This window comes from Candidatus Nitrososphaera gargensis Ga9.2 (genome assembly GCF_000303155.1).
Lineage (GTDB): Archaea > Thermoproteota > Nitrososphaeria > Nitrososphaerales > Nitrososphaeraceae > Nitrososphaera > Nitrososphaera gargensis.
In genome coordinates this window covers 392,832-415,534 of the sequence record NC_018719.1, presented here as the reverse complement: position 1 = coordinate 415,534, position 22,703 = coordinate 392,832, and the positions used below count along the sequence as shown (strand labels likewise).

Annotated in this window: 28 protein-coding genes; 6 read left to right on the top strand and 22 right to left on the bottom strand. The window is 47.3% G+C overall.

Features of this window, described 5'->3' with window-relative positions; translation table 11 throughout:
• The first annotated feature begins 9 nt into the window (after positions 1-9).
• Positions 10-231, top strand: a complete 222-nt coding sequence (locus NGAR_RS02570; protein ID WP_148680858.1) for a hypothetical protein — start codon at positions 10-12, stop codon at positions 229-231.
• Positions 232-238: 7 nt separating this feature from the next.
• Here the strand turns inward: NGAR_RS02570 and NGAR_RS02565 are convergent, their stop codons facing one another.
• From NGAR_RS02565 to NGAR_RS02530, 8 genes are all read right to left on the bottom strand, one after another.
• A complete protein-coding gene (locus NGAR_RS02565; RefSeq protein ID WP_015018045.1) occupies positions 239-2,143 on the bottom strand; it encodes an arginine--tRNA ligase in 1,905 nt (634 codons plus the stop codon).
• Complete coding sequence (locus tag NGAR_RS02560) at positions 2,140-2,850, bottom strand: phosphoglycolate phosphatase (RefSeq protein WP_015018044.1); 711 nt, start codon at positions 2,848-2,850, stop codon at positions 2,140-2,142. Before NGAR_RS02560 ends, NGAR_RS02565 begins: the two co-directional genes overlap by 4 nt.
• A gap of 420 nt (positions 2,851-3,270) precedes the next feature.
• On the bottom strand, positions 3,271-3,750 hold the full coding sequence (locus NGAR_RS17090; protein WP_015018043.1) for a hypothetical protein: 480 nt from the start codon (positions 3,748-3,750) through the stop codon (positions 3,271-3,273).
• 160 nt (positions 3,751-3,910) lie between these two features.
• Positions 3,911-4,090 carry a hypothetical protein gene (locus NGAR_RS02550; RefSeq protein ID WP_015018042.1) on the bottom strand — a complete coding sequence of 60 codons (180 nt, stop codon included), beginning with the start codon at positions 4,088-4,090 and terminating at the stop codon, positions 3,911-3,913.
• A gap of 177 nt (positions 4,091-4,267) precedes the next feature.
• Positions 4,268-4,687, bottom strand: a complete 420-nt coding sequence (locus NGAR_RS02545; RefSeq protein ID WP_148680856.1) for a hypothetical protein — start codon at positions 4,685-4,687, stop codon at positions 4,268-4,270.
• Between the two features lie 181 nt (positions 4,688-4,868).
• Positions 4,869-5,183 carry a hypothetical protein gene (locus NGAR_RS02540; protein ID WP_015018040.1) on the bottom strand — a complete coding sequence of 105 codons (315 nt, stop codon included), beginning with the start codon at positions 5,181-5,183 and terminating at the stop codon, positions 4,869-4,871.
• 270 nt (positions 5,184-5,453) lie between these two features.
• Entirely contained in the window at positions 5,454-5,708 is a 255-nt protein-coding gene (locus tag NGAR_RS02535; protein ID WP_015018039.1) for a zinc finger C2H2 domain-containing protein, read from the bottom strand.
• A 5-nt stretch (positions 5,709-5,713) separates the two neighbouring features.
• Positions 5,714-6,355, bottom strand: a complete 642-nt coding sequence (locus tag NGAR_RS02530; RefSeq protein WP_015018038.1) for a hypothetical protein — start codon at positions 6,353-6,355, stop codon at positions 5,714-5,716.
• Positions 6,356-6,789: 434 nt separating this feature from the next.
• On the opposite strand from NGAR_RS02530, the gene NGAR_RS02525 reads away from it, so the two are divergent.
• On the top strand, positions 6,790-7,767 hold the full coding sequence (locus tag NGAR_RS02525; protein ID WP_015018037.1) for a hypothetical protein: 978 nt from the start codon (positions 6,790-6,792) through the stop codon (positions 7,765-7,767).
• A 30-nt stretch (positions 7,768-7,797) separates the two neighbouring features.
• Here the strand turns inward: NGAR_RS02525 and NGAR_RS02520 are convergent, their stop codons facing one another.
• Positions 7,798-8,310, bottom strand: a complete 513-nt coding sequence (locus NGAR_RS02520; protein WP_015018036.1) for an ATPase AAA — start codon at positions 8,308-8,310, stop codon at positions 7,798-7,800.
• Positions 8,311-8,473: 163 nt separating this feature from the next.
• Here NGAR_RS02520 and NGAR_RS18225 point away from each other — a divergent pair, with 163 nt between their 5' ends.
• Positions 8,474-8,863: a hypothetical protein gene (locus tag NGAR_RS18225; protein ID WP_015018035.1), complete on the top strand. Its 390-nt coding sequence runs from the start codon at positions 8,474-8,476 to the stop codon at positions 8,861-8,863.
• On the opposite strand, the gene NGAR_RS02510 is transcribed toward NGAR_RS18225, so the two are convergent.
• The 6 genes from NGAR_RS02510 to NGAR_RS02485 all read right to left on the bottom strand — a co-directional run bounded on the left by NGAR_RS02510 (position 8,864) and on the right by NGAR_RS02485 (position 13,141).
• Complete coding sequence (locus tag NGAR_RS02510; protein WP_015018034.1) at positions 8,864-9,196, bottom strand: type II toxin-antitoxin system RelE/ParE family toxin; 333 nt, start codon at positions 9,194-9,196, stop codon at positions 8,864-8,866.
• Between the two features lie 62 nt (positions 9,197-9,258).
• Positions 9,259-10,437 carry a discoidin domain-containing protein gene (locus NGAR_RS02505; protein ID WP_015018033.1) on the bottom strand — a complete coding sequence of 393 codons (1,179 nt, stop codon included), beginning with the start codon at positions 10,435-10,437 and terminating at the stop codon, positions 9,259-9,261.
• On the bottom strand, positions 10,437-11,138 hold the full coding sequence (locus tag NGAR_RS02500) for a discoidin domain-containing protein (protein ID WP_015018032.1): 702 nt from the start codon (positions 11,136-11,138) through the stop codon (positions 10,437-10,439). Before NGAR_RS02500 ends, NGAR_RS02505 begins: the two co-directional genes overlap by 1 nt.
• Positions 11,138-11,599 (bottom strand): hypothetical protein, encoded by a 462-nt coding sequence (locus NGAR_RS02495; protein ID WP_015018031.1) that lies wholly within the window; start codon positions 11,597-11,599, stop codon positions 11,138-11,140. Before NGAR_RS02495 ends, NGAR_RS02500 begins: the two co-directional genes overlap by 1 nt.
• Positions 11,596-12,570, bottom strand: coding sequence for a LamG-like jellyroll fold domain-containing protein (locus tag NGAR_RS02490; protein WP_015018030.1), 975 nt, complete (start codon positions 12,568-12,570; stop codon positions 11,596-11,598). Before NGAR_RS02490 ends, NGAR_RS02495 begins: the two co-directional genes overlap by 4 nt.
• 112 nt (positions 12,571-12,682) lie before the next feature.
• A complete protein-coding gene (locus NGAR_RS02485; RefSeq protein ID WP_015018029.1) occupies positions 12,683-13,141 on the bottom strand; it encodes a hypothetical protein in 459 nt (152 codons plus the stop codon).
• Positions 13,142-13,238: 97 nt separating this feature from the next.
• On the opposite strand from NGAR_RS02485, the gene NGAR_RS02480 reads away from it, so the two are divergent.
• The 3 genes from NGAR_RS02480 to NGAR_RS02470 all read left to right on the top strand — a co-directional run bounded on the left by NGAR_RS02480 (position 13,239) and on the right by NGAR_RS02470 (position 14,743).
• The gene (locus NGAR_RS02480) at positions 13,239-13,757 is read left to right on the top strand and encodes a hypothetical protein (RefSeq protein WP_015018028.1); all 519 of its coding nucleotides are present in this window, start codon (positions 13,239-13,241) and stop codon (positions 13,755-13,757) included.
• 120 nt (positions 13,758-13,877) lie between these two features.
• The gene (locus NGAR_RS02475) at positions 13,878-14,210 is read left to right on the top strand and encodes a hypothetical protein (protein ID WP_148680854.1); all 333 of its coding nucleotides are present in this window, start codon (positions 13,878-13,880) and stop codon (positions 14,208-14,210) included.
• Positions 14,211-14,260: 50 nt separating this feature from the next.
• Complete coding sequence (locus NGAR_RS02470; RefSeq protein ID WP_015018026.1) at positions 14,261-14,743, top strand: hypothetical protein; 483 nt, start codon at positions 14,261-14,263, stop codon at positions 14,741-14,743.
• Between the two features lie 200 nt (positions 14,744-14,943).
• Here NGAR_RS02470 and NGAR_RS02465 read toward each other — a convergent pair whose 3' ends face one another.
• The 7 genes from NGAR_RS02465 to NGAR_RS02430 form a co-directional block, all read right to left on the bottom strand.
• Positions 14,944-15,906: a S16 family serine protease gene (locus NGAR_RS02465; RefSeq protein ID WP_015018025.1), complete on the bottom strand. Its 963-nt coding sequence runs from the start codon at positions 15,904-15,906 to the stop codon at positions 14,944-14,946.
• A 259-nt stretch (positions 15,907-16,165) separates the two neighbouring features.
• The gene (locus NGAR_RS02455) at positions 16,166-18,343 is read right to left on the bottom strand and encodes a CDC48 family AAA ATPase (RefSeq protein ID WP_015018023.1); all 2,178 of its coding nucleotides are present in this window, start codon (positions 18,341-18,343) and stop codon (positions 16,166-16,168) included.
• 56 nt (positions 18,344-18,399) lie between these two features.
• Positions 18,400-18,942 carry an archaeal heat shock protein Hsp20 gene (hsp20, locus tag NGAR_RS02450; protein WP_015018022.1) on the bottom strand — a complete coding sequence of 181 codons (543 nt, stop codon included), beginning with the start codon at positions 18,940-18,942 and terminating at the stop codon, positions 18,400-18,402.
• Positions 18,943-19,194: 252 nt separating this feature from the next.
• Positions 19,195-19,824, bottom strand: a complete 630-nt coding sequence (locus tag NGAR_RS02445; RefSeq protein WP_015018021.1) for a hemerythrin domain-containing protein — start codon at positions 19,822-19,824, stop codon at positions 19,195-19,197.
• 27 nt (positions 19,825-19,851) lie between these two features.
• Entirely contained in the window at positions 19,852-20,541 is a 690-nt protein-coding gene (locus NGAR_RS02440; protein ID WP_015018020.1) for an ArsR/SmtB family transcription factor, read from the bottom strand.
• A gap of 50 nt (positions 20,542-20,591) precedes the next feature.
• Positions 20,592-22,238, bottom strand: a complete 1,647-nt coding sequence (thsB, locus tag NGAR_RS02435) for a thermosome subunit beta (RefSeq protein WP_228369258.1) — start codon at positions 22,236-22,238, stop codon at positions 20,592-20,594.
• Positions 22,239-22,357: 119 nt separating this feature from the next.
• Positions 22,358-22,648, bottom strand: a complete 291-nt coding sequence (locus NGAR_RS02430) for a hypothetical protein (RefSeq protein ID WP_148680851.1) — start codon at positions 22,646-22,648, stop codon at positions 22,358-22,360.
• Positions 22,649-22,703 lie beyond the last annotated feature (55 nt).

Genomic DNA, 22,703 nt, shown 5'->3' with positions numbered 1-22,703 from the left:
GTTGCAGAGATGTCCTGTAGGAGCTTTTGTAAAACCCACCCAAACTATGTGCCGGTGAAAAAGATCGACTACTCGAAGGGGATGAAGGTCTGCATCACCTGCGACAGGGCGATATTTATGGGCCTCAAGGACTACCACTGCCCCTGCTGCAACAAGAGCCTGCGCACAAAGCCGCAGTACTACGGCGAAAACAGCAAGGCTGCAAGGGAATCGACATTGCGCCGGTACTGACTGACTACTACATGTGGTCAAGCGCGGTTATGCCCAGCACGTCAAGCGCGTTTTTCAGCGCAACTCCAAAAGCCTTGACAAGGGCAAGGCGCGCCATCCTGATGTCAGCGTCCTGCTCTTTCAACACGGGCACCTTCTCATAGAACAGGTTGAATGTCGTCGCAAGGTTGTAGGCATAGCGCGCAAGCGACTTGGGCGACAATGATTTTGCCGCGTCCTCGACAACAAGGTCGAGCTTGGCTATCTCTTTTATCAGTGCTATCTCCGATTCGTGAGCGAGCCGGTCAAAGGCAAAGTTGCTCCCTGCGATATCCTGACCTGATTTTTCCAGTATGCGCTGCGAGCGCGCATAGGCGTACTGCAGGTATGGTCCGGTGTCACCTTCAAGGCTCAGCGACTCTTTTACGTCAAAGGTGATTATCTTATCAAGATCCTGTTTTATCATGTTGTAACGTATCGCCGATATCGCGATCTCTTCTGCTATGGCGTTCAGCTGCTCTTCTGTAAAGCCAGGGTTCCTCGTCTTTACCTCTTCGTACGCTTTGGTGTGCAGTGTGTCAAGCACATAGTCGGCGTTGACATAGATGCCCTTTCTGCCAGACATGTGCATGAACTGCCGGTCGCCGATGTCGATCCCAAACGCCTTGGCGGTTTCTGAACTGAGGGTCACCGCCTCGTAGCTCAAGTGGAAGTATTCTTGGGTGCCGGCACCGATCTTTGAGAGCACCTGTGATATTATCCTCTGCAGGCGGGCCTGCCGCGAGTCAATTATCGTAATGACGCGCTCGCCCCCGTTGAATTTCTTGGCTGCTGTAGGCTTGTCGCTACCCCCAAGCGTAGTGGCATAAAGCATCGAGCCGTCCCACTGCCCGAGATACTCCCGGTAGGAGAACGGGTCTTCGATAAGCCCCAGCTTCCACGCGGCATAGGGGATGTCCTTTGCAATGTACGTGGCCGTGCCGTCGCTCCTCACAAGGACCTTGTCCTCCTCATCCTTGGCCTCTATGACCCAGCAGCCCTTGTTCTTGCCCTCCTCTTCAAAATGAGTGAGCCTTTCTTTCTTTAGCAGCTCAAACGTCTTGCTCCACAGTTTCGATACGACGATGTGCGACTCGAAATTCAATAGGTCGTACCGCGCCTTCATGCGCCAGCACGTCTTCAACTGCTCGTTCAGCACGCGCAACGTAATATCCGTGGCAAAGCGTGCGATCTCTGACTTGCCCTCCTCTATCTCCTTGAGCACCAGCTTGCGCTTTTCTGCCAGTAGAGGGTCCTTCTCATACATCTCGTTTATCTTGACGTACACCTCGTCGCCGCAATAGTGGTCAAACTTTTTGCCCTTGGGCGGTTCGACATTAAAGCCGGAGAACTTGAAGCCCACTACAATGTCGGCGACCTGCAGGCCGGAGTCGTCAACGTAGTTGAGCACCGTCGTCCGGTGGTTCGTGGCCTTCATTATGCGGTAGAGCGTATCGCCGATTATCACGTTGCGCATATGGCCCACATGGAGCGCCTTGTTCGGGTTGACGCTTGTATGCTCTATGACGATGTGCCGGCCCTGCCCCGAGTCTGGGTAGCCATAATTTTCTGGGCTCTTGAGCACCTGTCCAAGAGTCGCTGGCGACAGGCGCGAATAGTCGGCCTTGAAGTTGATGTGGCCGCCGGCAGTCTCTGCCGACAGGACGCATGTATCCTTGATGTTCAGCCTGATCGCTTCGACCAGTTCAGCCGCTATCTTTTGCGGTGGCTTTTTGGCGTGCCTAGCCAGAAGGAACGCGACGTTGCATGACAGGTCGCCAAATTCTTTTTGCGGTGGTTCGGACACGTCAAATTCGACGGCAGGATACCCTGCATTATCTAGAGCCTGCTTGACCAGTCTGCGCACATCGTTCCTGAACAGCCGGAACGTCATTGCGCCTTCTTCACCCCAAGGTAGTTGAACGCAACGTAATCTATGGCTTCGGCAAGGCCGGCTCCTTCACTGCCGGCGACCACGTGATCAGCCTTTTTCTTGACGCTTTCCTCGGCGTGCCCAAGCGCAATGCTGCAGCCGCAAATACCGTACATCGGCACGTCGGTTTCGCTGTCGCCTATCGCGACCGTCTCTTCCGGGTCTGCCTTGAGCATCTTCAAAGCCTCTGCAAGCCCGTATCCCTTGTCGACCCCTTTTTCGTTGATGTGAAAAGCGTACTTGCTGTCTGACAGATACAGCGGCAGGTTATGCTCTTCCAAGATTTTCTGGCCCTCTTTCAGGTCAAACGTGCGCAGCAGAACCACTTCGGTCATCCTCGGAAACACCGGCTTTATCTGCACGCCGTCAATGCTCTTTTTCAGCACTTCATACCCCTCCATGCACTTTTCCCTGCTTGCCAGCAACTTGTGCTCCTGTGGCGCGATTGTTATTGCGCCACCGTTTTCTCCAACCGCAATTCTGGTGGTGCCGCCAAATACTGCAAGGACATACGCTTCGATCGAAGACCTGCCGGTGACATATACAACGTTATAGCCCAGCCTCTCAAGGTAGCGGAGCTTTGCTAGAGCCGCCAGGTGTATCGCACCTCCCCCGTTTTCAGTAAGGGTGCCGTCAATGTCCACCGCGAAGACCTTGATTGCTGCCAAGCGCGGGAATAAAGCGGCCTATGAACATTATAAGTGTTTGAAGTAATTGCAAATCGTAAATTGGAATCGGACTTACATTCGTTTGGCAAAATAGCTTTAGAAATTGCTCCTGCCTTTTGTTAGATTGTCCAAGTTCGTGAACCAATAAATGTCCTACATGCTCCTATCTTTTGGACAACGCCGGTTGCTTCGGTGTACAGCAGAAAGCAGGCAAAAAGCAGAGGAGGAAGATGATGCCTTGGCGGCAGCAACAGAGTATGGTAATTAACTTGAGGCGATGACGACAGGCATGACAGTATGCATCTGCGGGCACAGTGACTGGCAGCATTCGTTTACAGGCAAAAGATGCCTCGCCACTGACGCCAAAGACAAGGAAATGAGGTGTCAGTGTACAGGTTACAGCACCGATCAACTAGGCACTTAGGCCATGTCCATCGTGATCGAGCCTTTCAGCATTTCGCGAAACGATGCAATATCCTGCGGCGTTACCAAGGTGGTGGCGGCTGCTGCCAGCGGAGCGAATTGCGGCGCTTCCGCCTCCGCCGGCTCGGCCGGCGGCTTTTCAGCCGCCGGCTTTGCCGTCCTGCCTGGCCCCCTTATCCTCCTATCGGTAAGCGACTTTTGGCGCTTGACATCTATCTTGATCTTGAACCCATAGTGGCCGCTGTTGCTCCACTTGTCCACTTCGACAATGTCGCCGGTGCCAACCAGTCTGTCGCCTTCGCCCGTGACGACCGTAAAGTCCGTCTTGTCGCCCCGTTTTATTGTCAGTATCTTTTCGTAAAAGTGCTGCCAGTCAAGTGGGTTTGTGATGAGCGCCTGCACCGTCAGCATGTCGCCAACTGAAACGTCCTTGATGTAGCTTGATAAAATTTCAATGTTGCATAGTTTTGCGTACACATTTAGTTAAAGGCGCTTCTAGAATAAATAACTTTTGGAAATATATGCAGTAGCTTGAAAGAAGCTTGGTTTATTCTTGAGCAAATGTGAATAATTTAGCGTATTATATAATTTAGTGTAATTTCTGTGCATGGCCAATGAGCAATGCTTGGAGCCTTTGCTATTCTACTCCCCCTCTTAGCTCTTGCTGCACCTTTTCCTCGAGCAGTGGGTAGCTTTCGCCTGTGACCCGTTTTTTCATATCCCTTTTGTTCAGGTGCCTTTCATCCGCACTGGTTGGTGCCACTTTATAGTCTTCGTCGGATACCTGCTCCAGCGTCTTGTCTTTCTGCTCGCCCATGCACTACTCTTTGCGCGGCATGTTTCTTTATTCTATCATATCCTGTAGCTTCTTTGTCTTGATGTCCCAAGCTGCGTCTTCTATATATCTAAAATTCTGACTACGAAAAAAGCGAGCACCACAAAGAATGTCGATACTGAACGATCATGCGTCCAAGATTGTGTCCAGTATTATGTCTTAAACAGAATCAATTGGAGTGATAGAGCTAACTGAGATGACTCCTGCCACATCTGCTGCCGCAAATTCCTCAGGTATCTCTGGAGAAAATTTTCCAGTAACTTGAAAATGCCCCTGTTTGATCAGGCTCCTTAAATCCTTAGTATCGTGGTCTGTGAGTACAAAATAATTGCCATCGTCTGACCGGAATCCCGGATAGCATATCAGCAGCATCTTGGTTGGTGCACACTCTTCAAACGTTCCCCTTACCGTAATTTCTTGCCCGTTCATGAAAAAGAATGGAATCTCTGTTATTGAGAAAGAATCATCGGCACCGAATGAGAAGATGGTCATGAAAAGCGCAACAGCTGCCACTGCGGCAATGCTGCCTATAATCGCTAACTGCCTCTTTATCAGAAGCGAGCTTCTTCCTCTTTCCATGTTATGGACAGGCTTCTGATAGTTCCACATCCTTCTTTTGTATTTTTACCTAAATGCCATAATGCTTTTGAGCCTTTGGCTACGTTGCTAGCTTCATAAGTAGCATTATCCATCGTGGACGAAGCATTCATCTAGATATTCGCTTGTTCACCATTTCCAATATGGTTTCGTTCTTGATTAATTATGCAAACCAAAATCTCCTCTTCTTCTTTTCCTTCAGCTCTGGAAATACTTGTTTCACCGCTTCCTTTACCTCGTTGGGCATGTTCTTGTCCTCCAGTATCTTGTTCAGGTCTTTCTCATTCATTGCCAGCCCGCTTGGATTGATTTTATATAGCCACTCGATATCTTGCTCGCTAATAATTTCAATGGGCTTGCCGCATCCTTTCATCCCGCAATATTGTAGTTGTTTTGCAAAACTGATGTGGCCGTCCGGGCACCTATAGATCATGCTATCATCATCTTCTTCTGCCCTTTCTCTTTTCTCTAGCGTCATAAATTACTGTATCTCCAACTTTTCGGTACACCAGTGTCCCTGCCAGCTCTTTGCCGCACCCGCAAACAAGCTCCCTGATATTATGGATATTTCGATAGCCACAGTTGTCGCAATGGAATGAATAAAGCTCGGCTATCCTCTCCTCTTTCTGGCTGCTACTAAAGTCATTTCCAATATTCTTTCGGAGTTTGTTGTACTGATCGTCTATGGGCGACAGATATATGTCTCATAGACTATATCATATACCGGGTCTTTAATGCTTCTCTGCTTTTAGGTTCTGAATGGGACTCTTCTTCTTTGCCCGCTGCCAATTGCTGAGGAACCTTTACTTCTTGTACCAGCCATCACGTCGCTTGTCAGCTTGTGCACTTCGTCAGGATTAATGCCATTGTTATTATTGACGGCTGCAGCAGGCCGCTCTTCAAAAGGCGATACTGGCACTGGATGCTCCCACATCTTGTGGCGCTCAACCTCTGACTTGCTCATGAATGACTTGCCGCATTTGTCGCATCTTTCTATTGCCATTCTTTTTATTCCTCCCGTAGATGTTCCTGCTGGCTCCTTTCCTCTGCTCTCTCCCATTTTATATCGCGCAGACTTTCCATGAACTTTAGCATGCCCTGCTGCGCCAGCCATGCTCGCGATATGGACATTTCTAGCACAGGCAGCCTGACTATCGGATCATGCTCTGCTGGCGGTATCCCTCTTATCGTCTGGCGCATGTACGCAAATTCGTCGATATGCAAGGCAGGGCTGCATTTGAAGTGTATTACCGATGGATGGTGTAACCTGATAAATGCCTGCCAGCCTACAAAACTCAGAGCAGCAATACTGCCAACCAGGTAATAGATGCTATAGATCGAAAATGCGCCCCATAATGTCAGCAACGCAGCCGCGCCGACTACAGCAAGCCCAGCCGAGGATGTGTCAGTAAACACGTTGAAATTATGCTTGACGTTTCTTGCAAGCCTGACGCCAACGTCCCGGCCACATTTCTTGCCTATTTCATCTAAAAGCTCTTGGTACTTGTTCCACCGCTCTATTTGTTGCTGGTAGTCCACCTTGTCCACTTTTTGTTCTGTCACGCTTTGCAATTGCTGGAGAATGTTCGTACTGCTACCATCTTGGCAGATGTTGAGGATATGGTTGAGGTTGTTTTGTTTCCCTCTCATAAGCCAAGAGAGGGAACCGAAATTATGCTAGTTATGGATTGAGTAGCAATCGGACTATAGAAGAGACAAGAATCTGATTTTGGTTTTGCAATATATATTATGCGTACACTTCAAGAATTGCAATTTGAAAACTATTCTTCCTGTTTCTAGCCTTTTATCCGAACGCAATCTTTCATATATGAGCAAATTCAACGAGGTATTCAGGGCCCGTCGCCTAGTCAGGCAAGCAAATTGCCATAACCGTTTCCATGTTTTTTCAGCCCGTCCGGCTCTTTCGTTTACAACTTAATCATCACTTTTGTATTTAAAAATTCTGTCAGAAATTACTGGTGAAGTCGTGTCTAGCACGCCCTTCGCGAACAAGAACAAAATGAATGGATGAACAAATTATGTATCCAGAAATGGATTAAAGCAAGTTCAAGCTAGGCTTTTCAATGCCGTGGATAACAAGGGGCGGTAGGCCTCAATTCGTAGGGGACTGGGGAAGCTTGTCTGACGGCGAAAGATGGGCTGCTATTCACAACCGCAATGCTGCAAGGGAAGAATCAGAAAGCTGGGGAGAAGAAAAGGACGAAGTGACCACCTACGAGTCATCCGAAGCTATCAAGAGACTGCGGCTAGAAAATTATGGCTACTTTGCGCTCAGAAGGCATTCTTCATGGAACTATAGTATAGACATAGAGTCAAAAGACATGCAGATTGTGTATGCTCTAAAGTTTAGCAAGGATCAGGTATTTGCAATGATTGACGAGATAGAACAGGAGATAGTCGGTCCAAAGCAGGAGTTGCACCCAAAGAAGATCAAAATAAAGCTTGAAAAGGACAGAGAGGGCTACCTTCTTAATGTCGAGCTGGACTCGGTATCGGCCCTATTGCCATTTCAAAACATGAACGATGTTGTCCATTTTCAGAGCGAGCTGAAGAGCATAACGTCCTGGACAAGAGACAACTCTAGCCTTGTGCCGCAAAAGGTCCTTGATTATCTGAATCAAAATAGCGATGCCGGCATAGCGGATGAAATAGTAAGCTTTGTCAAAAACGAATACCCAAAGGAGAAACTTGCGTTCGCAGGGAATTACGACTTTCCTTCGATGATCAGAGGATTTTGGAGCAGAAAGGGATTAGATCGCGGTGACTTTCACAGATATCCAGATGAAATACGCTCGAGGATAGATTCTGCAGAAGCCCTTGCAAGTAAAGAGTTGACCAAAGTGGCGTTCGTTCACAAACTAGAGCTATTTGAGAGCCTCATCAGCGAGGGGGTAAAGTATGCAGGAGAGATTGGAAGGCCAACTCTAAGACTCAAGGATTTAGACGCGCTTTTAGCCAAAAAGGAGGTCCATCTGAACACAAAGCTAAAGCAGTTGCTTTTTGCAGTCGTTAATAACCGTCTTCTTCCCGCAGCGCAATAATCTTTCAAGATTTGGAAGGCTCTGCTGCGACTACCCTACTGCAAATTTAGTATTCTTTGAAACGACTATGGCACTGGCATTTTTCGGCTGAACGTCTGCGACATCAAACACAAACGTAGTTCCATCAAAGGAATACCAGATTCGCTCTCCAACTGCCAGCGGATTATCTTTGATGGCAAACGGTACATACTCCATGACTCTGGCCGAAATCCCTGGTATTATCTCCTCTACTGGCTTTAGAATTACTCGCTCTCCGGCAAGCGGCGTAACTTTTTCAATGACTACCGTATCTCCAATTGAAACATCGGCAATATTTCGCATTGCAGCATCCAGTCCAATTCCATTTTGGCTTGAGTTGTTACTGTAGCGCATCGAGTACGCCCAAGCAGAGGCCTTGCGCTTGCCGGTTATCACGAGGCAGTCCTGCTGTTGCTGGTTTAAACCAAGTAGCTGGATGTCAGAATCTTCAAGAAAAGCCAACTTCTGCTCCTTGTTTCTTCCATAGGACTCGACGACTCTACGAGATATCCTGTTCTCGCTCAATATCAGCTTCGGAGAAAATTGCCTAGACTTAAGGTTTCTGTTCCCTTGAACCAAAACGACTTCTTAAAAGGCTAGCATAACCTATTTGTCAAGGTTGTGATATTATACAAGTGTATATTACACAACAATGTATAAGTTTAAATAGTTTTACTGCTAAAGAAGTATGACAATAACAACAATGAAGATGTTGGACATGACGACGCCAGCTGTATCAAGGAGTGGTAGCGGTCCCTTTTCTGGAAGAAGAAGGGGCTTGGGGACCGGTAGGACAACGAAGAGAGGAGGAAGGAGCGCTGGCTATCATGAACCGACATTGCCTACCATCCAGATGGTTGAGGCGGCCATAAAGGAAGCAAAAGAGTATCCATCCAAGTACAAACTCTGGAGAAGCCTGCCAAAGAGCATGCAATACCAGACTCTAGAGAAGGTGCTGAATTATCTAGAAGCAAGCAACAAGATAATGATAGACAACAAAGATGGTGCGATTATCTGGGTATTTGCAGACAACCCGAAACTGGAAAAGCTGCTTGAAGAGTCAACCAGGCTTCTCTAGCTAACTGGTACTATAACCAAATAATTTGTCATACTCTTTGTGAGTTAGAGCGTCAAGTAATACCGAGGTTGTTCCGTTTGGCCTGCCAACAATAGTGTACGTGAGCCTGTAGCCTCCACCGAGGCGATATCTAAACAGGTTGTTAATGCCATACTTTTTGACATATTCTTTTGGCCATAGTTGCTGTTGTATTCTTTCGCCTTTCAGAGGATCCTTCTTTAGCTCTGAAATGGCGTTGTCGATATCCTTCTTCAGCTGACTTGTGCGGGGCAACGACTCGTACACTTTCATAAAGTCCTTCGAGCCTTCGACAAAGAACTCTTTTTTAGGCAACTAGCCGGATGTCACGAAAAGGTACAATAAAAATGGCATTAGCTTTTGACCGTCTTCTCTGATTAGGTTAGCAGGGCATGGCTATGGTCTGCCAAAGCTTGGGCAGCTTCCTGTTTGTAAATATCGACTTCATAGATTGACATTGCCAAGGTTTCTTGGGCCAGGACCCTGACATAGCGGCAGTCGACGATGTTGAACTCGTACGTCGTCCATTGGTTTGATGGCGGCTTGACGTTCCTTGTCAGCAGGTCAGTCCAAGAGCTTGCGTTATTGGAGTGCTGGACCTTGTAGTTGGTCGGGGTTTCGTTAGAATTGCCCCAGAAAACCCTGATCGCACCTGTTGGCTTGCTTGTAGAGGCAACCTCGACATAAGCCCATGGATTAGCCTCATTCAATGATGTCCACTTTGTCGATGTGTTATTATCCTTGATATTAGCGCCTGAGCCAAAGATTATTTCGATGTTAAAGTCATGCGAGGTGTCTGTTATGTTCCAAGCGCCAGAGTAGCCTTCACGGTGGCCGCCGGCATAGGTATTACCAGACCCTGTGTGGACTCCAACTTTGATGTAATTGGAAGCGTCGCCAGATGGATATTCGACTGCTATACGGCAATCTTCATTTGGAGTCAGCGTGTTTGCTGGGAAATTGAAAGTGTGACGCGTGTAGGATGATTCAGAAAGAGAAGATGCAGCTATAGGGTTTGTGGCCGTCGCAACTATTGAATCGTCAGAGACTTTTCTAATCCTGCATTCGACATTTCCAGTCGGGCTGCCGCCTTTTGCCAGATACCATTTGACCGAAACCAGCGCCTTGTTCCGAAGCGACGTATCGGTTATCCGCTCTGCCTCGCGCTGGTTGTAGTTGGCCGACATCGAATAATAGTTGTCAGGCGCGTTTGGGTTGCAAACGACAGTTTCCGAGCCCCCTGAAGAAACCGTCACAGAGACTGGATCAGTCCAGTCCAAAGAATCAGGGGAAGAAAAGGTCACCTGCTTTGGGTTGGCTTCTTGGTTCATTCTTGCGATTTTTATCCATGCTGTGTTCTGCGAATTGCGGATATAGAGGACATCAGCCTCCAAGTTGTTGATGCCGCCAGCCTGAGTGCAGTAGACGCGCATGCCGGCGTACGTGGTTTTGATTGCGTCGATCTGTGTTGCAGTCCCGGTAAAGATGTCTTTTTGGTTGAGCCTGTCAACGCTTACATAGTCAGCCGGGTCCCACTGCAAACCTGATTGGCCCATTACGACAACAACCCATGCCCATGATTTGCTATTGCGTCCTCGGTGACTCGTGTATAGTAATGGAACTCGTTTATCCTCATTGCCAGCGTTTCCTGAGCTATCACTCTGACATACCGTTTGTAGACAACGTTGAACTCGTAGGTTGTATAGGCACCCAAAGCTGGCTCGGCAGTCCTGCTCAGTACATCAGCCCAGGTGACAGCATCGTCCGACACTTGGATCTTGAAGGAGTTCGGCGTCTCGGCTGATGTGCCGCCCCAATAGATCCGGACGGCACCGAGCAGGCGAGTCGCCCCTGTGTCGATTCTGGCCCATGGGTTTGCCTCGTTGTTTGAGAGCCAAGACGTACCGGTGTTGTTGTCGCGCATATTGTCCGGCGACGCACCAGAAGAAACGGCTATCGTCCCGGCACCCGGTATGGTAAAGTCAGCTGATGTTGGCGTTGAAAATTTTACTAAATTGGCGTTTACAGCGCCTGACAGAGCGCCGACAGCGTTCCAAGCAGTGTTGGCTGCATTTCGCTGGTAAAGCGTATCTACTGTGAATCCTGAACCTGTTGCAGTGCAAAATGCTTGTTGTCCCGGATAAGTCGGAGAAATGCCAGCTATCTCTGCGCCTGTCCCTACCAATTCGTCCTTTTGGTTCATCCGAGCGGCGCTGATATAGTCACCGACATCCCAAGCAAGGCCGGCTGTACCCATTAGTCTTTAGCCAGCGCCCCCATCAGGATGTTGACAGCCAGAAACGGCCACAAGTCAGCCGTGCATTGCAAGTCGCCGCCGTATAGAGAACTTTTGCGGCAGTTGTCACAAAGCAGGCTCTGCTGGATGTCAAGCAGTCGCTTCAATGTGCCTGGACCGTGGCCGGTACACATTCCCAAGACCTTGAGCTGGTATTCCTTTATCTTCAGAGCAAGCTTGAGAGGAACTTGGCCTATGGTCAGCATTACAGGCGCGTCTGGCGGCCTGCCTGCGTAGTCAGCCTTGATGTCTGCAATTTCCTTTAGAATTCTAGCGCGCTTTTTTCGAATATACCTATAGTTTTTCCTATCGCCAATGATAATTGGCCGCTCTCTTGGCGTGACGACAGAGACGGTGCCTTCCCCTTGAGACTGGACATTTGCGCTCCTGTCAATGTTCTCAAACTTTGGCTCAGGTGTCATGCTGCAACGTCACACAGTCCAACTCGCCCGGGTAAAGCAACTATTGACAGCTTGTTGGCCCAAAGGTTGCCATATTCTGTGGTCGACAAAACCTTGCTCTGCCAGTACCTAAAGTCGTCGATGTATCCCTTTGTCCGGCCCGAAGTAGTGTTGTTTCCTTGGCGGCCTATTACAAGGTCTGTGGTCCCTGAATTGAAGCCCGGCACGCCGCCGACGTTTGAATAAGCGACATTGTTGACAACAATCGTTGGAGTGTTAGTGGAGTTCTGCCACAAGCACACGATAAGGTTCCAGGCGTTCAAGAGCAGTGCGCCAGTCGCGCATCTTGCCGAGTAGCCGACCCCTGCCTTCTCCACAACATACTGGATGCGGGCCATGTCATCGTATGTAACCTGAAAACCGTTGTTGGCATCCTCAAATTTGTGGACGCAGCGCCGGGACGTGCCGCCGTCTAGGCTGAGATCCGTTGGGTAAAGCCAGAGCGAGAACGACTGGTTCTGGTTTACGACAAGGTCAGAGTCATGCGCCCGCCTAATGACTTCGGTGCCGTTGCCGGTGCAGTAAAACGACTTGGACAGGCGCTTGCCGGCAGTGTAGTTGGCCACGATTTTATTTTCGAGTTTGACACCAGAGCCAAGCTGGACTGTGCCGTGACGCCCGCCGCCGGAGTGATCCGTCATGACGTTTGGAGTATCGCTTGCTTCGTCCATCGTGTACCAGAGATACAGGTTGGTTCCGTCCGGCTCGGTGACTTGGAATTGGCCGGAATTGTTCAGAAAATGCTCTTCGTGGTTTTCCCAGATCAGCTTGGCAGTGTCAATCCGGCCGATCCTGCCAAGGATCATATCGGCATCGATAATTTCAGACGCTTGGAATTCAGCCAGCTTTTCAGCCAGGTTCTTGACTATGGCCGCGTGTCGGCATATCTTCTGAGGTTGCGGAAGTGGGAGCTCATAGCGAGGTCGCTGCAATAACCTGTGTGATTGTATACACTGTCACGTTCTGCGTGTGACCGATAACGTCATCGTAGAGCGTATGATAAAGCATGACGCCGCCACTAGGCCCGTCAAAGGCCCCAGACTCTCAGACATTGGCTGTCGCTATCGACTTGGGAAAGAAGCCGCCCATTTTGACATAAATGCCTTGGCTCACTCTGTAGCCGGAAGTTGACAGTGAAACGCGGGCATTTTCAGCAGCTAAAACTGAATCATCAGTTGTTTCCCCTGTTGTGCCAGTGCCGCTCGCCATATGGGTAAAAGAAGTTGTGGATTCGCCAACAATGAGCTGTGCTATCCTTTGAAGACCAGGATTGACAACTAGGTCTTCCTTGTAGACGACTTCTAAAGGCTCGGCCTTTAGCTCCTCTTTGAAGTCGACAGTTTGGTCATTATAGACACGCAGTAGCTTTTGGTCGAATGATTCAGCATACGAGCGCCTTTGGGAGTTCTTGAGAATGATATCGCCATCGCGAGCGTCCCATAAAGCACTGAGACTGTAATCTTGAAAGCTGATCTCGGCTAGACATCCTTGGTTTAATGACAAAGAGTCGAATTGCTACTTTTCTAATTAAAACAAAAAGAACTACTTACATTCCTCAAAAGTCAGAAAAGACTCAAAAGCATGAATCAAAACAATCAAAATGATGTCAGATAGTTTAGCAGTGTCTGTAGCTGCTGGTCTTGCAATTGGAATTGGATTTGTGTTGTTACTGATTTTGGTATTTGGAAAAACATCGTCTTCCATACCGACAGTGCCGGCATTGATGGAAGTTCAAGTTATAGACATGATGAAAGCAGACATCAAAAATAGAGTTGGCGATAATGTGACAGTATACCTCTATCTCAGAGATTCTCATGACCCAGCTAATGTCAATAGACCTCTTCCACTGATTTACTATGACCAAGAGAAGAATTTGCTGTACTTTATCAATGGAACTTCGTATACAATATCTAGTTCTTGTACTCCCTCTCTGGCTTGCTTTAATATTCAGAATATGGACATAGCTAAATCAGTTGCAGGAAGATTAGTGTATTTTCTTGATGGAAGCTATTCTGGAGAAGGAAAAAGTGCTCCTGCTTACTACTTTATTGATGCTATGAATGGGGAAGTTGTTTGGTCATATATTGGAGAAGACATTTATCCAGACCTAAAAAAGTAAGCAAAACCTCAAAAGCAACTTCTGTTTTCAACTTAATTAGTAATGGGCTATCATACTAGTGTTTCTGATAGTGCAGAGCTTCACTCATTTGTCAAGCTGGCTATTGCTTATCTTGGTATCATGGCAGGTCTAGCTGTTCTGGGTTTGGGGTTCTATGTTGCAGCTGCCAGAGTTGAATTCGCAGGTGATTTGGCCGTACAGCCTGAGAGATATTATACAGTCGTCACATTCTATGTGGTTTTGGTAGCTATTTCACTTGCAGGTTTAGCACGACTTGTAAGAAGAAAGCGGGACGGTGCGTACCTTGCTTTTGCTGCTCTTGCAATCTCTATGCTTGCTCCTGCTCCAAACCAAGTAAACCAAGCTCCGTATGCTATTGTATGGTGGCTTGCGATACCAAACGCAGTGGTAGGTATTCTTCTCTTCAGGTCACTTAAAACGCTGACTCATTAAGGCATGAGGAGCCAAAGGCTCAAAAATAGCAGCTATCATGTCTTACAATCGTGAGCAATAGCATAACAGTACCCGTCATTGCTGGTCTAGCTGTTGGTGTAGGCTTTTTCATTCTATTTTCGCTCAGTTTAGCAGGTACGCCAAAAGAACCAATAATGTACCTAATAACCGCTGATGGAAATGGTCATAGAGCGTACAATAATGTGTATTGTGGTGAGGCATGCGATTTTCTCGCTTACGCCAGGGTCGCGCCAAGAAACACACCAACAATTCATATCGATAAAGATTCGGATTTTGGGTTGAAAACTACTAACACACCAGAACAGCCTATCGCGGTCATGTTCATTGTTCAAAGTCCTGAAAATGGCTCTAGTAGCGGCAGCGGTACTTTCTCTCTGCCTATGAGAAATGGTAACTATTTCGCCGGGTCTTTAGAATCAGGCGAGTATATTTTAAGTGTGATTGCTGAATGGGATAATGAACAGCCAAATCTGATCAGGTCATTGCATCAATTCAAAGTCGTAATCATCTGATCAGCAGATTTGCTCGAGAGAGCTGGCAAAGGCGCCGCTTTCGAAAAATTAAAATATTTTTTGTTGCTATTGTAGTATGCCTGTGGGCGATTCCGTCCGTTGCGTATGTTAGGTAATGACTTGACGTCCGTTTCGTCCGTTATCGCTCACAGGTGCTCCGCCACCGTCACTGTCTCGTACATTGCTGGTGGCGGGGCTCTTTACAGTCGTAATTTTATTGTGTTAGGCAGGTTTATCCAAGATTGGAAGTATGCCAATGCGTCCTTGATATTCTTCACTTCAATAACCTTCATGCCGTAGTTTTTCTCTGTATACTCTGAAAGCGATTTTTGCTCGGTTCTGCAGGTTTGATAGATAAAAGGCCCTTCCTGTCTCTTTTCACAAGTCTGCTCGTTATAAACTGCCTGACCTGAAGGAACTAGAAAAATCTTGGCACCGTATTGGCCGGCTGCAACAGCTTTTTCAGGCACACCGCCAACCAGGCCTACTGTTCCGTCCGGGTTTATCGTTCCAGTCATGAGCACATCCTGCTTTAATTCTGCATTATTGCCAAGCTCTGCAGCAAGCAATACAGTCATTGCGGCGCCGGCGCTTGGACCGTCCACAGCTTGAAGGTCGCTTGCAGTGCTATTCTCGCCTTTTGCCTTGATTGAAAAGATGACATCTTTTCTACTCAAATCTGCACCTGTCATTGATTGAGCTACCTTGACTGCAGTTCTCGCAGATGTTTGAAAGTCTACGCCTGTCGGTATCTCTGTATTCACTAGAACAAGACCTCTTCCGTCTCTGATATCGACAGTTATGTCCATTACGGTTCCCTGATACCGGACAGTCTGAAAGAATCCATCAGATACAGGTACTGCCTTGACGGCAACTGCCGTGATTGACTGGCTTGTCATATTTGCTAGCTTGTTATTGCCCTGTTGAAGCGAGCCTGAGAAAGATGGTAAATTTCCGGTAATTGTTGATGACGATCCTATTGAAGAAGAACTTTGGTTATTATTATTCTGGGCATTAGCAAGATCATCCTTGAGTTCCTCATTTGTCGCTTGGAGCTGAGAAATTGTGTTCTCAAGGGATGTAGTTTTTTGGTAAAGGTAAACATTGCCGGCTGCAGAGGCAAGAATAAGAATACCCAGTATAACTGTAATTTTTGCACTCATTGAATTTGCTCATCATCTTGTGTTAGCTAGTCTTCTTGTCTTACTGTTAGCTGCAACAGCAAGCAATATTCTTTTCTTGGATTTTGGATTACGCGGTTTTATCCTCAATCTGAAATGGCAGCAGGGGCACCAAAGGTCGTTCCACTCGATGAACATGCTGCATACTTGGCATCTCTTCTGTCCTATCCCATATCGCCCGCCTACATGAGCCGGCGGCTTTGGTGCCTTGTATCTGACGCACAGCCCTTTGCATGTCATATTATGTTAGCGACCTGCTCCCGGGGAAGTTCTGAAAGCTTCCCCTCGTTCTGGCTGCTGAACTTCCTGTCTTTATTTTGTCCATTGCAGATTCAAAGTGTTTCATCGAGATCCTTAGCTTCTTGTTACCACCATTTTTGCTGCTGACATGCTCCTTTATTGCAGACATGGCTGCTGCATTGACTATGCTTGCAATGTCCGCTCCTGTCATGCCTTCTGTCATTTCAACCAGTTTGTCTAGGTTAACATCAGAATCGAGCGGCTTCCTTCTTGTATGCACTTGGAATATCTGCTTCCTTGTTTCTTTATCTGGAATTGGAACTTCAAGTATCCTGTCGAACCTCCCGGGACGGAGCAATGCCTCGTCGATGATGTCTGGCCTATTCGTCGCGCCAATTACTACTACACCTTTCAGATCCTCCAAGCCATCCATCTCTGTCAGCATCTGACTGATGACGCGCTCTGTCACATGCGAGTCGCCTTCAGAGCCTCCTCTTCTTGGGGCAATGGCATCAAGTTCGTCAAAGAACACGACGCATGGCGCTGCCTGCCTTGCCTTTCTAAAGACCTCCCTTACACCTTTTTCTGACTCGCCTACCCATTTGCTTATCAGCTCAGGCCCTTTTATGCTGATGAAATTAGCCTCCGATGTTGTCGCGACAGCCTTGGCTATCATTGTCTTGCCAGTTCCCGGCGGGCCATACAGCAGTATTCCTTTTGGGGGCCTGACGTCTGCCTCTGTGAACAAGTCTGCATGCTTGAGCGGCCATTCTATTGCTTCTGCGAGCTCTTCCTTGACCTGTCCGAGACCGCCAATGTCTTCCCATTTTACATTGGGCTTTTGGACCAAGACTTCCCGCATTGCAGAAGGCTGAACATCTCTTAACGCTTCTTCGAAGTCCTGCCTTGTTACTTTAATCTTGTTCAATATTTCAGCAGGTATCCGAGCCTCCTCTAGATTGATTTCTGGCAGTATTCTTCGCAGAGAGCGCATGGCCGCCTCTTTGCTCAATGCCTCAAGGTCAGCTCCGACAAAACCGTGCGTTACTCGGGCTATTGCCGCCAAGTCAACATCTTCAGTCAATGGCATTCCTCGTGTATGGATTTGCAGGATCTCGAGCCGCCCTTGCTCGTCCGGTATGCCGATCTCTATTTCTCTATCAAATCTGCCAGGTCTTCTTAGAGCAGGATCAATGGCATTTGGTCTGTTCGTCGCGCCAATGACAACTAGCTTGCCCCTTGACTTTATGCCATCCATCAAAGTTAGGAGCTGCGACACCACTCTCTTTTCGACATCACCGCTTACTTCTTCTCTCTTTGGCGCTATCGAGTCAATTTCGTCGATGAATATTATCGAAGGCGCATTTTCTTCTGCTTCCTTGAATATTTGCCTGAGCCTCTCTTCGCTTTCGCCGTAGAACTTGCTCATAATTTCAGGACCGCCAATAGAGTAAAAGCCGGCATTGGTCTCATTGGCTACTGCCTTTGCAAGCAATGTTTTGCCTGTTCCCGGAGGACCGTGCAAGAGTACGCCTTTTGGAGCTTCGATCCCAATGCGCTCAAAGATCTCTGGATGGCGCAACGGAAGTTCTATCATCTCCCTTACCTTCTGCACTTCATTTCTAAGACCGCCAATATCTTCATAGGACACTCGTGGAACGCCCTTTGCCGCCGCTTTTGGTACTGCTCCAATGACAAAGTTGGTATTGCTGTCAATCAACGACGCAGTATCAGATGGCGAAGTGTTTGTAACAGCAAAGCCGATTCTCCTGCCCATGATATTGAGTGGAATTACGTCGCCCTTCGCAACTACACGTCCTTCAAGTAGTTCTGGCAGGTACTCTTCAAGCCCGACAATGTTAAGCTCCTCAGTTGGGGCGAGGACTACTTGCTCTGCCTTTTTGACAGATACTTTTCGAATTGAGACACTATCGTCAATCCCAACGCCAATGTTATTTCTGGTATAACCATCAATTCTGATCAAGCCTTTGCCATAATCTTCACTCTGGCTGGACCAGAGAAGCACATAGCTTTTCTTTTTGCCAGTAATCTCTATAACATCGCCTGTTGAGAGACCCATCTCTTCCATAACTCTTGGATCTATGAGTGCCATGCCCCTTCCAACGAACTTGGGGTTTGTTTCTGCTACTTTTAATGTGACTTTAGCATCATTTTTCATTTCTCAATTTTTCACCTCACAACAAAAATTTAAGGGATGTACAATCTTCCCTTCTTTTACTCAACCTGAACCTCTGTCTCCTTTGGCTTTGGAGGAGCCTTCAGCTTTATCTTCAGCTCCAGAATGCCGTTCGAGTAGGTTGCTTTGGCTGACTTGTCGTCCAGTTCGACATCAACAGGTATGTCGGTGTGGTACTTCTTGTCCCCTTTCTCAGCATGTATTGAGACATATTCTGGTGACACTTTTACCTTGATGTCCTGCTTTGTGACACCGGGCATCTCTGCGGTTATGGTCAGCGTGTTGTCTTTTTCCTCCAGCTTCGTGTCGACCAATGGTTCTCTGACGCCGCTCTGCTCAACCAGTCCCCTAGCTGATGGTCTGACATTGCCAAACTCTCTTACATGGGGCTTGCCATCTGGACCTATGGTTATCTGGTAGCCATAGTAGTAGGGAAATGTACCAGCAATGTCAGATGGGTTCATCTCACGTACGGTTCTGAACATCCTGTTCAGCATCTCCTCAGCATCTCTGAATTCCCTGTCAATGTCTTCAAACAGCCTTCTTGTTGTTCCGAATCCTAAATCGAAGTCTCTCCACATAGTAAGGTCACCTCTGTTATAGAATACACTAGGAGATATTTATTGATTACTCACAAGATGTGTGTAACCAAAGAAACAGCCAACAGAAAACCCGATTTTATATATATCACTCCAATGATTGCAATCTCTTAAAACACGATTTGCAGTAATAACAAACATTGAAAGGTTCTATTTTTTCTTCTCCTTCTTCAATTCTGTATGAAATGGTCTTATCGCACAGTTCACATTGAATTACTTTTTTATAATATCCTGTCAATTATTGCTAGAACCTAGCTGCCGTACAGACGATAGGAAACGGTCTGCATTTTCTTCATATTGCTTCCTGCCTTCTGCGCCGCCAACCTTTTCTATCTCTACAGAATCAACCATCTTTTTAACATCATTTTCTTTGCCTTTTAAGCGCCTTTCTGTTATTATGAAAAGTCTGGTATCCTCTTTCAATATGTGCCTGTCTATGTGGTTAACGTATGCTTCACAATATTGGATTATTTTTGACCTTGATTCTTCGCTCTTGTCTTGAATATGAGATTCAACTGCATTTTTTATATGCTCGGCAATCTTTCTGGCTTCTTCATACTCCCTTAGCATTGTGCCAATAACACTATTTTCCCGGGGCATGCCAGTTGCTTCTAATGCCGGAAAGAGTCCCTGTTCTTCTTTTGCATGGTGGCATCTGTCGATAAAGTTTGTAATAAAATCGACAGTATCCAGCAAAATGGCAGGCGGTATCTCCTTGCCTTCTTTTAGTAATTTTATGCAAGCATCGGTAGCTTTCAAGACCTTCTTGATAATGTCATGGTCTTGCCTGAGGCTTGCGGTGACTTGGCCTGCTGTTGATGACGGTGGTTGAGGAAAGAAGCTCATAGTATCCTTCTTTCTCACCTCACTGCATTTTGTCTTGTTGTGTCACTACTTCAGTTTTCCAAACAAAAGCTGCGCATTGTCTTTGCCCATCTTGCCTTTCATCTCCTTTATGAGACCCTTCACACTGGACTCTTTTTCATCCATAAAGGTTGCCAGATCGGCGATAGATCTTGGGGACTGCTCTACTATCTTGTAGAGGAGTCTCCTTTCTTCTGCATCAAAGCCGTCCATCCCAATTTCATGAAGCTTACGTAGCACTACCTGCTTCAGAGCATACAAGTCAGTCAGACGAGATTCCAATGTTGAAATCTCTTCTTCTATATCTGCCAGATTCTGCTTAAGTAGGGACAATGCCTCTCCGGCTTCTTCTGGGATTGAATCTAGGCTCTCATAGTATTTCTTTGACTCTTTGTGTCGTAATTGCTTGATCTCGTGCTTTGATACTGTAAAGTCGTCTTCGGATAGGGATACAGTTAAGACAAACGAGGTATTGAGACGATAGTACTTTCTTTCAGGTGCTCCAAATTCGCTTTTTTTGCCATATGTTTCAATGAGACCAATATCTTCCAGTGCTTGCAAGTGTCGAATAATGGCTTGCTGTCCTATGCCTATCTCCTTCGCAAGCTGGTTAAAGTACATAGGCTCCTCTGAGAGTACAGACAAGATCTTTCTCCTGGTATCGTTTCCTAATATGTCAAGAATTGTATCCGAGTCCAACTGTGTTTGTTGCGCCACCTATCCTTTCACCTTGCCGACATAAAAAGAAATTGTAGGACATGCTTCTCTTACATGTCCATGTCGCTGCCGCCCATGCTGCCGCCACCATGGCCACCGCCGGGTTTGGGCATATCCTTTGACTTTGAAGCGGCTATCACCTCGTCTATCCGCAGTATCATGCATGCTGCTTCTGTTGCAGCATTTATGACCTGCTCCTTGACAGCAAGGGGCTCGTAGATGTCCTTTGCTGCTAAATCCGCTACCTTGCCATTGAGAACATCAATGCCATAGCGCGCCTTTCCAGTACTGCTCTTTGAGCGCAGCTGCGCCTGTGTGTCGAGAGGATCCATTCCTGCATTTTCCGCTAGCGCAAGAGGTATGGTTTCAATTCCGTCTGCAAATTTCTCGGCAGCCAACTGTTCTCTTCCTGACAGAGTCGCGGCCCATTCCCTGAGCTTGAGCGATGCCAAAGCTTCTGGAGCGCCGCCGCCAACAAGAACATATGGATATTCGACAACATCCTTGACAGCCATTATCGCGTCGTGCACCGACCTCTCCGCCTCATCAACTACTCTCTGCGAGCCTCCGCGCACAAGGATGGACACTGACTTGGGGTTCTTGCATTCTTCAACAAAGACCCACTTGTCTGTCTCTACCTTGCGCTCTTCGACCAGCTTGGCATATCCAAGGTCGTTTGCAGTCAGCTCATCCAGGTTATTGATTACACGTGCTCCGGTTGCCCTTGACAGCTTGTACATGTCGCTTTCCTTTATCCTGCGCACCGCAAGAATCCCAGCCTTTGCCAAGTAGTGCTGCGCAATGTCGTCGATTCCCTTCTGGCACAATAGCACGTTTGCGCCAGCAGCTGCTATCTTGTCCACCATTGCCTTCAGCATGCGGTTCTCTTCGTCAATGAACTGCTGCATCTGGTGCGGGTCTGAGATGCGGATCTCTGCGCTCATTTCTGTCTTTTCAATCTCCAGAGCCGCATTGACCAGAGCTATCTTTGCGTTTTCAATCCTCTTTGGCATCCCTCCATGCACAACTTCTTTGTCAAGCACTATGCCATGAATGAACTTTGTGTCGTGTATGCCTCCACCTGCCTTCTTTTCCACCTTGATGTTGTCTACATCTACTTTATACTGGTCGCCGGATTTTTCAGCAACCGCAAGAACCGCGGAGACGACCATGTCTGCTAACTCTTTCGAATCTGCCGCAACCATTTTGGAAGCCATTGAGGTCCTTGCTATCTTGCTCAGAAATGCCTTGTCGACAGGGTCTACCTTCATAGCAATATCCTTAAGAGTATCGATTGCCTTCTGAGCAGCCTTTTTGAATCCATCTACCACAACTGTCGGGTGCACGTTCTTTGTGATCAGCTCTTCAGCCCTTTCTAGGAGTGAGCCAGCGAGAACAACCGTTGAAGTTGTTCCGTCGCCAACCTCATTGTCTACGGATTTGCTGATTTCCACCATCATCTTGGCAGCAGGATGCTGGACATCGATCTCTTTTAGAATCGTTGCGCCATCATTGGTAATGGTCACGTCACCAAGGGTATCTACCAACATCTTGTCCATTCCACGAGGTCCCAGCGATGTGCGGACAATTTCTGCAATTGTCTTTGCTGCGGTAATGTTATTGCGTTGCGCCTGATTGCCCTTTGTTTCTGATGTCCCTTCCTTTAAAACTACTATAGGAACTTGTCCAGGTGCCATCGACATGTTGTTCACCTACATAGTTAGTAACAATATGTGTGTAATGGGACTATTTATGTTTTATTTCATGACCGTACTTTGGGGTACATGTTAAGGCTCCACGAAGGATTCAGTCCCTCTTACTTTTTTTGCAAAAAGTCTTGCAATTTTTGCTTTCCCTTTTCTGTCAGCATATAGCCACGTTCACTTTTCTTGACAAGACCTTTACCTTCCAGTGTCAGTATCTGTCTTCTTAGCGTAAAGGAATCAAAGCTGCCTAGAGCGCTTATCAATTCATCAACTGACATGATTCCTCTACCGTTCAAATATGAATCCTCGATTATTTTCATCAGCTGCATTTCAATCTGTAGAAAGCGGTAACTATCGGTCCCTTTCTGTTGTTGGCTGTGATGGCCCTTAATTGACTCCAAGGGAACCACCTCCTACACATGACTATGGATAATTATGTGAAAAGATTTATTAAAG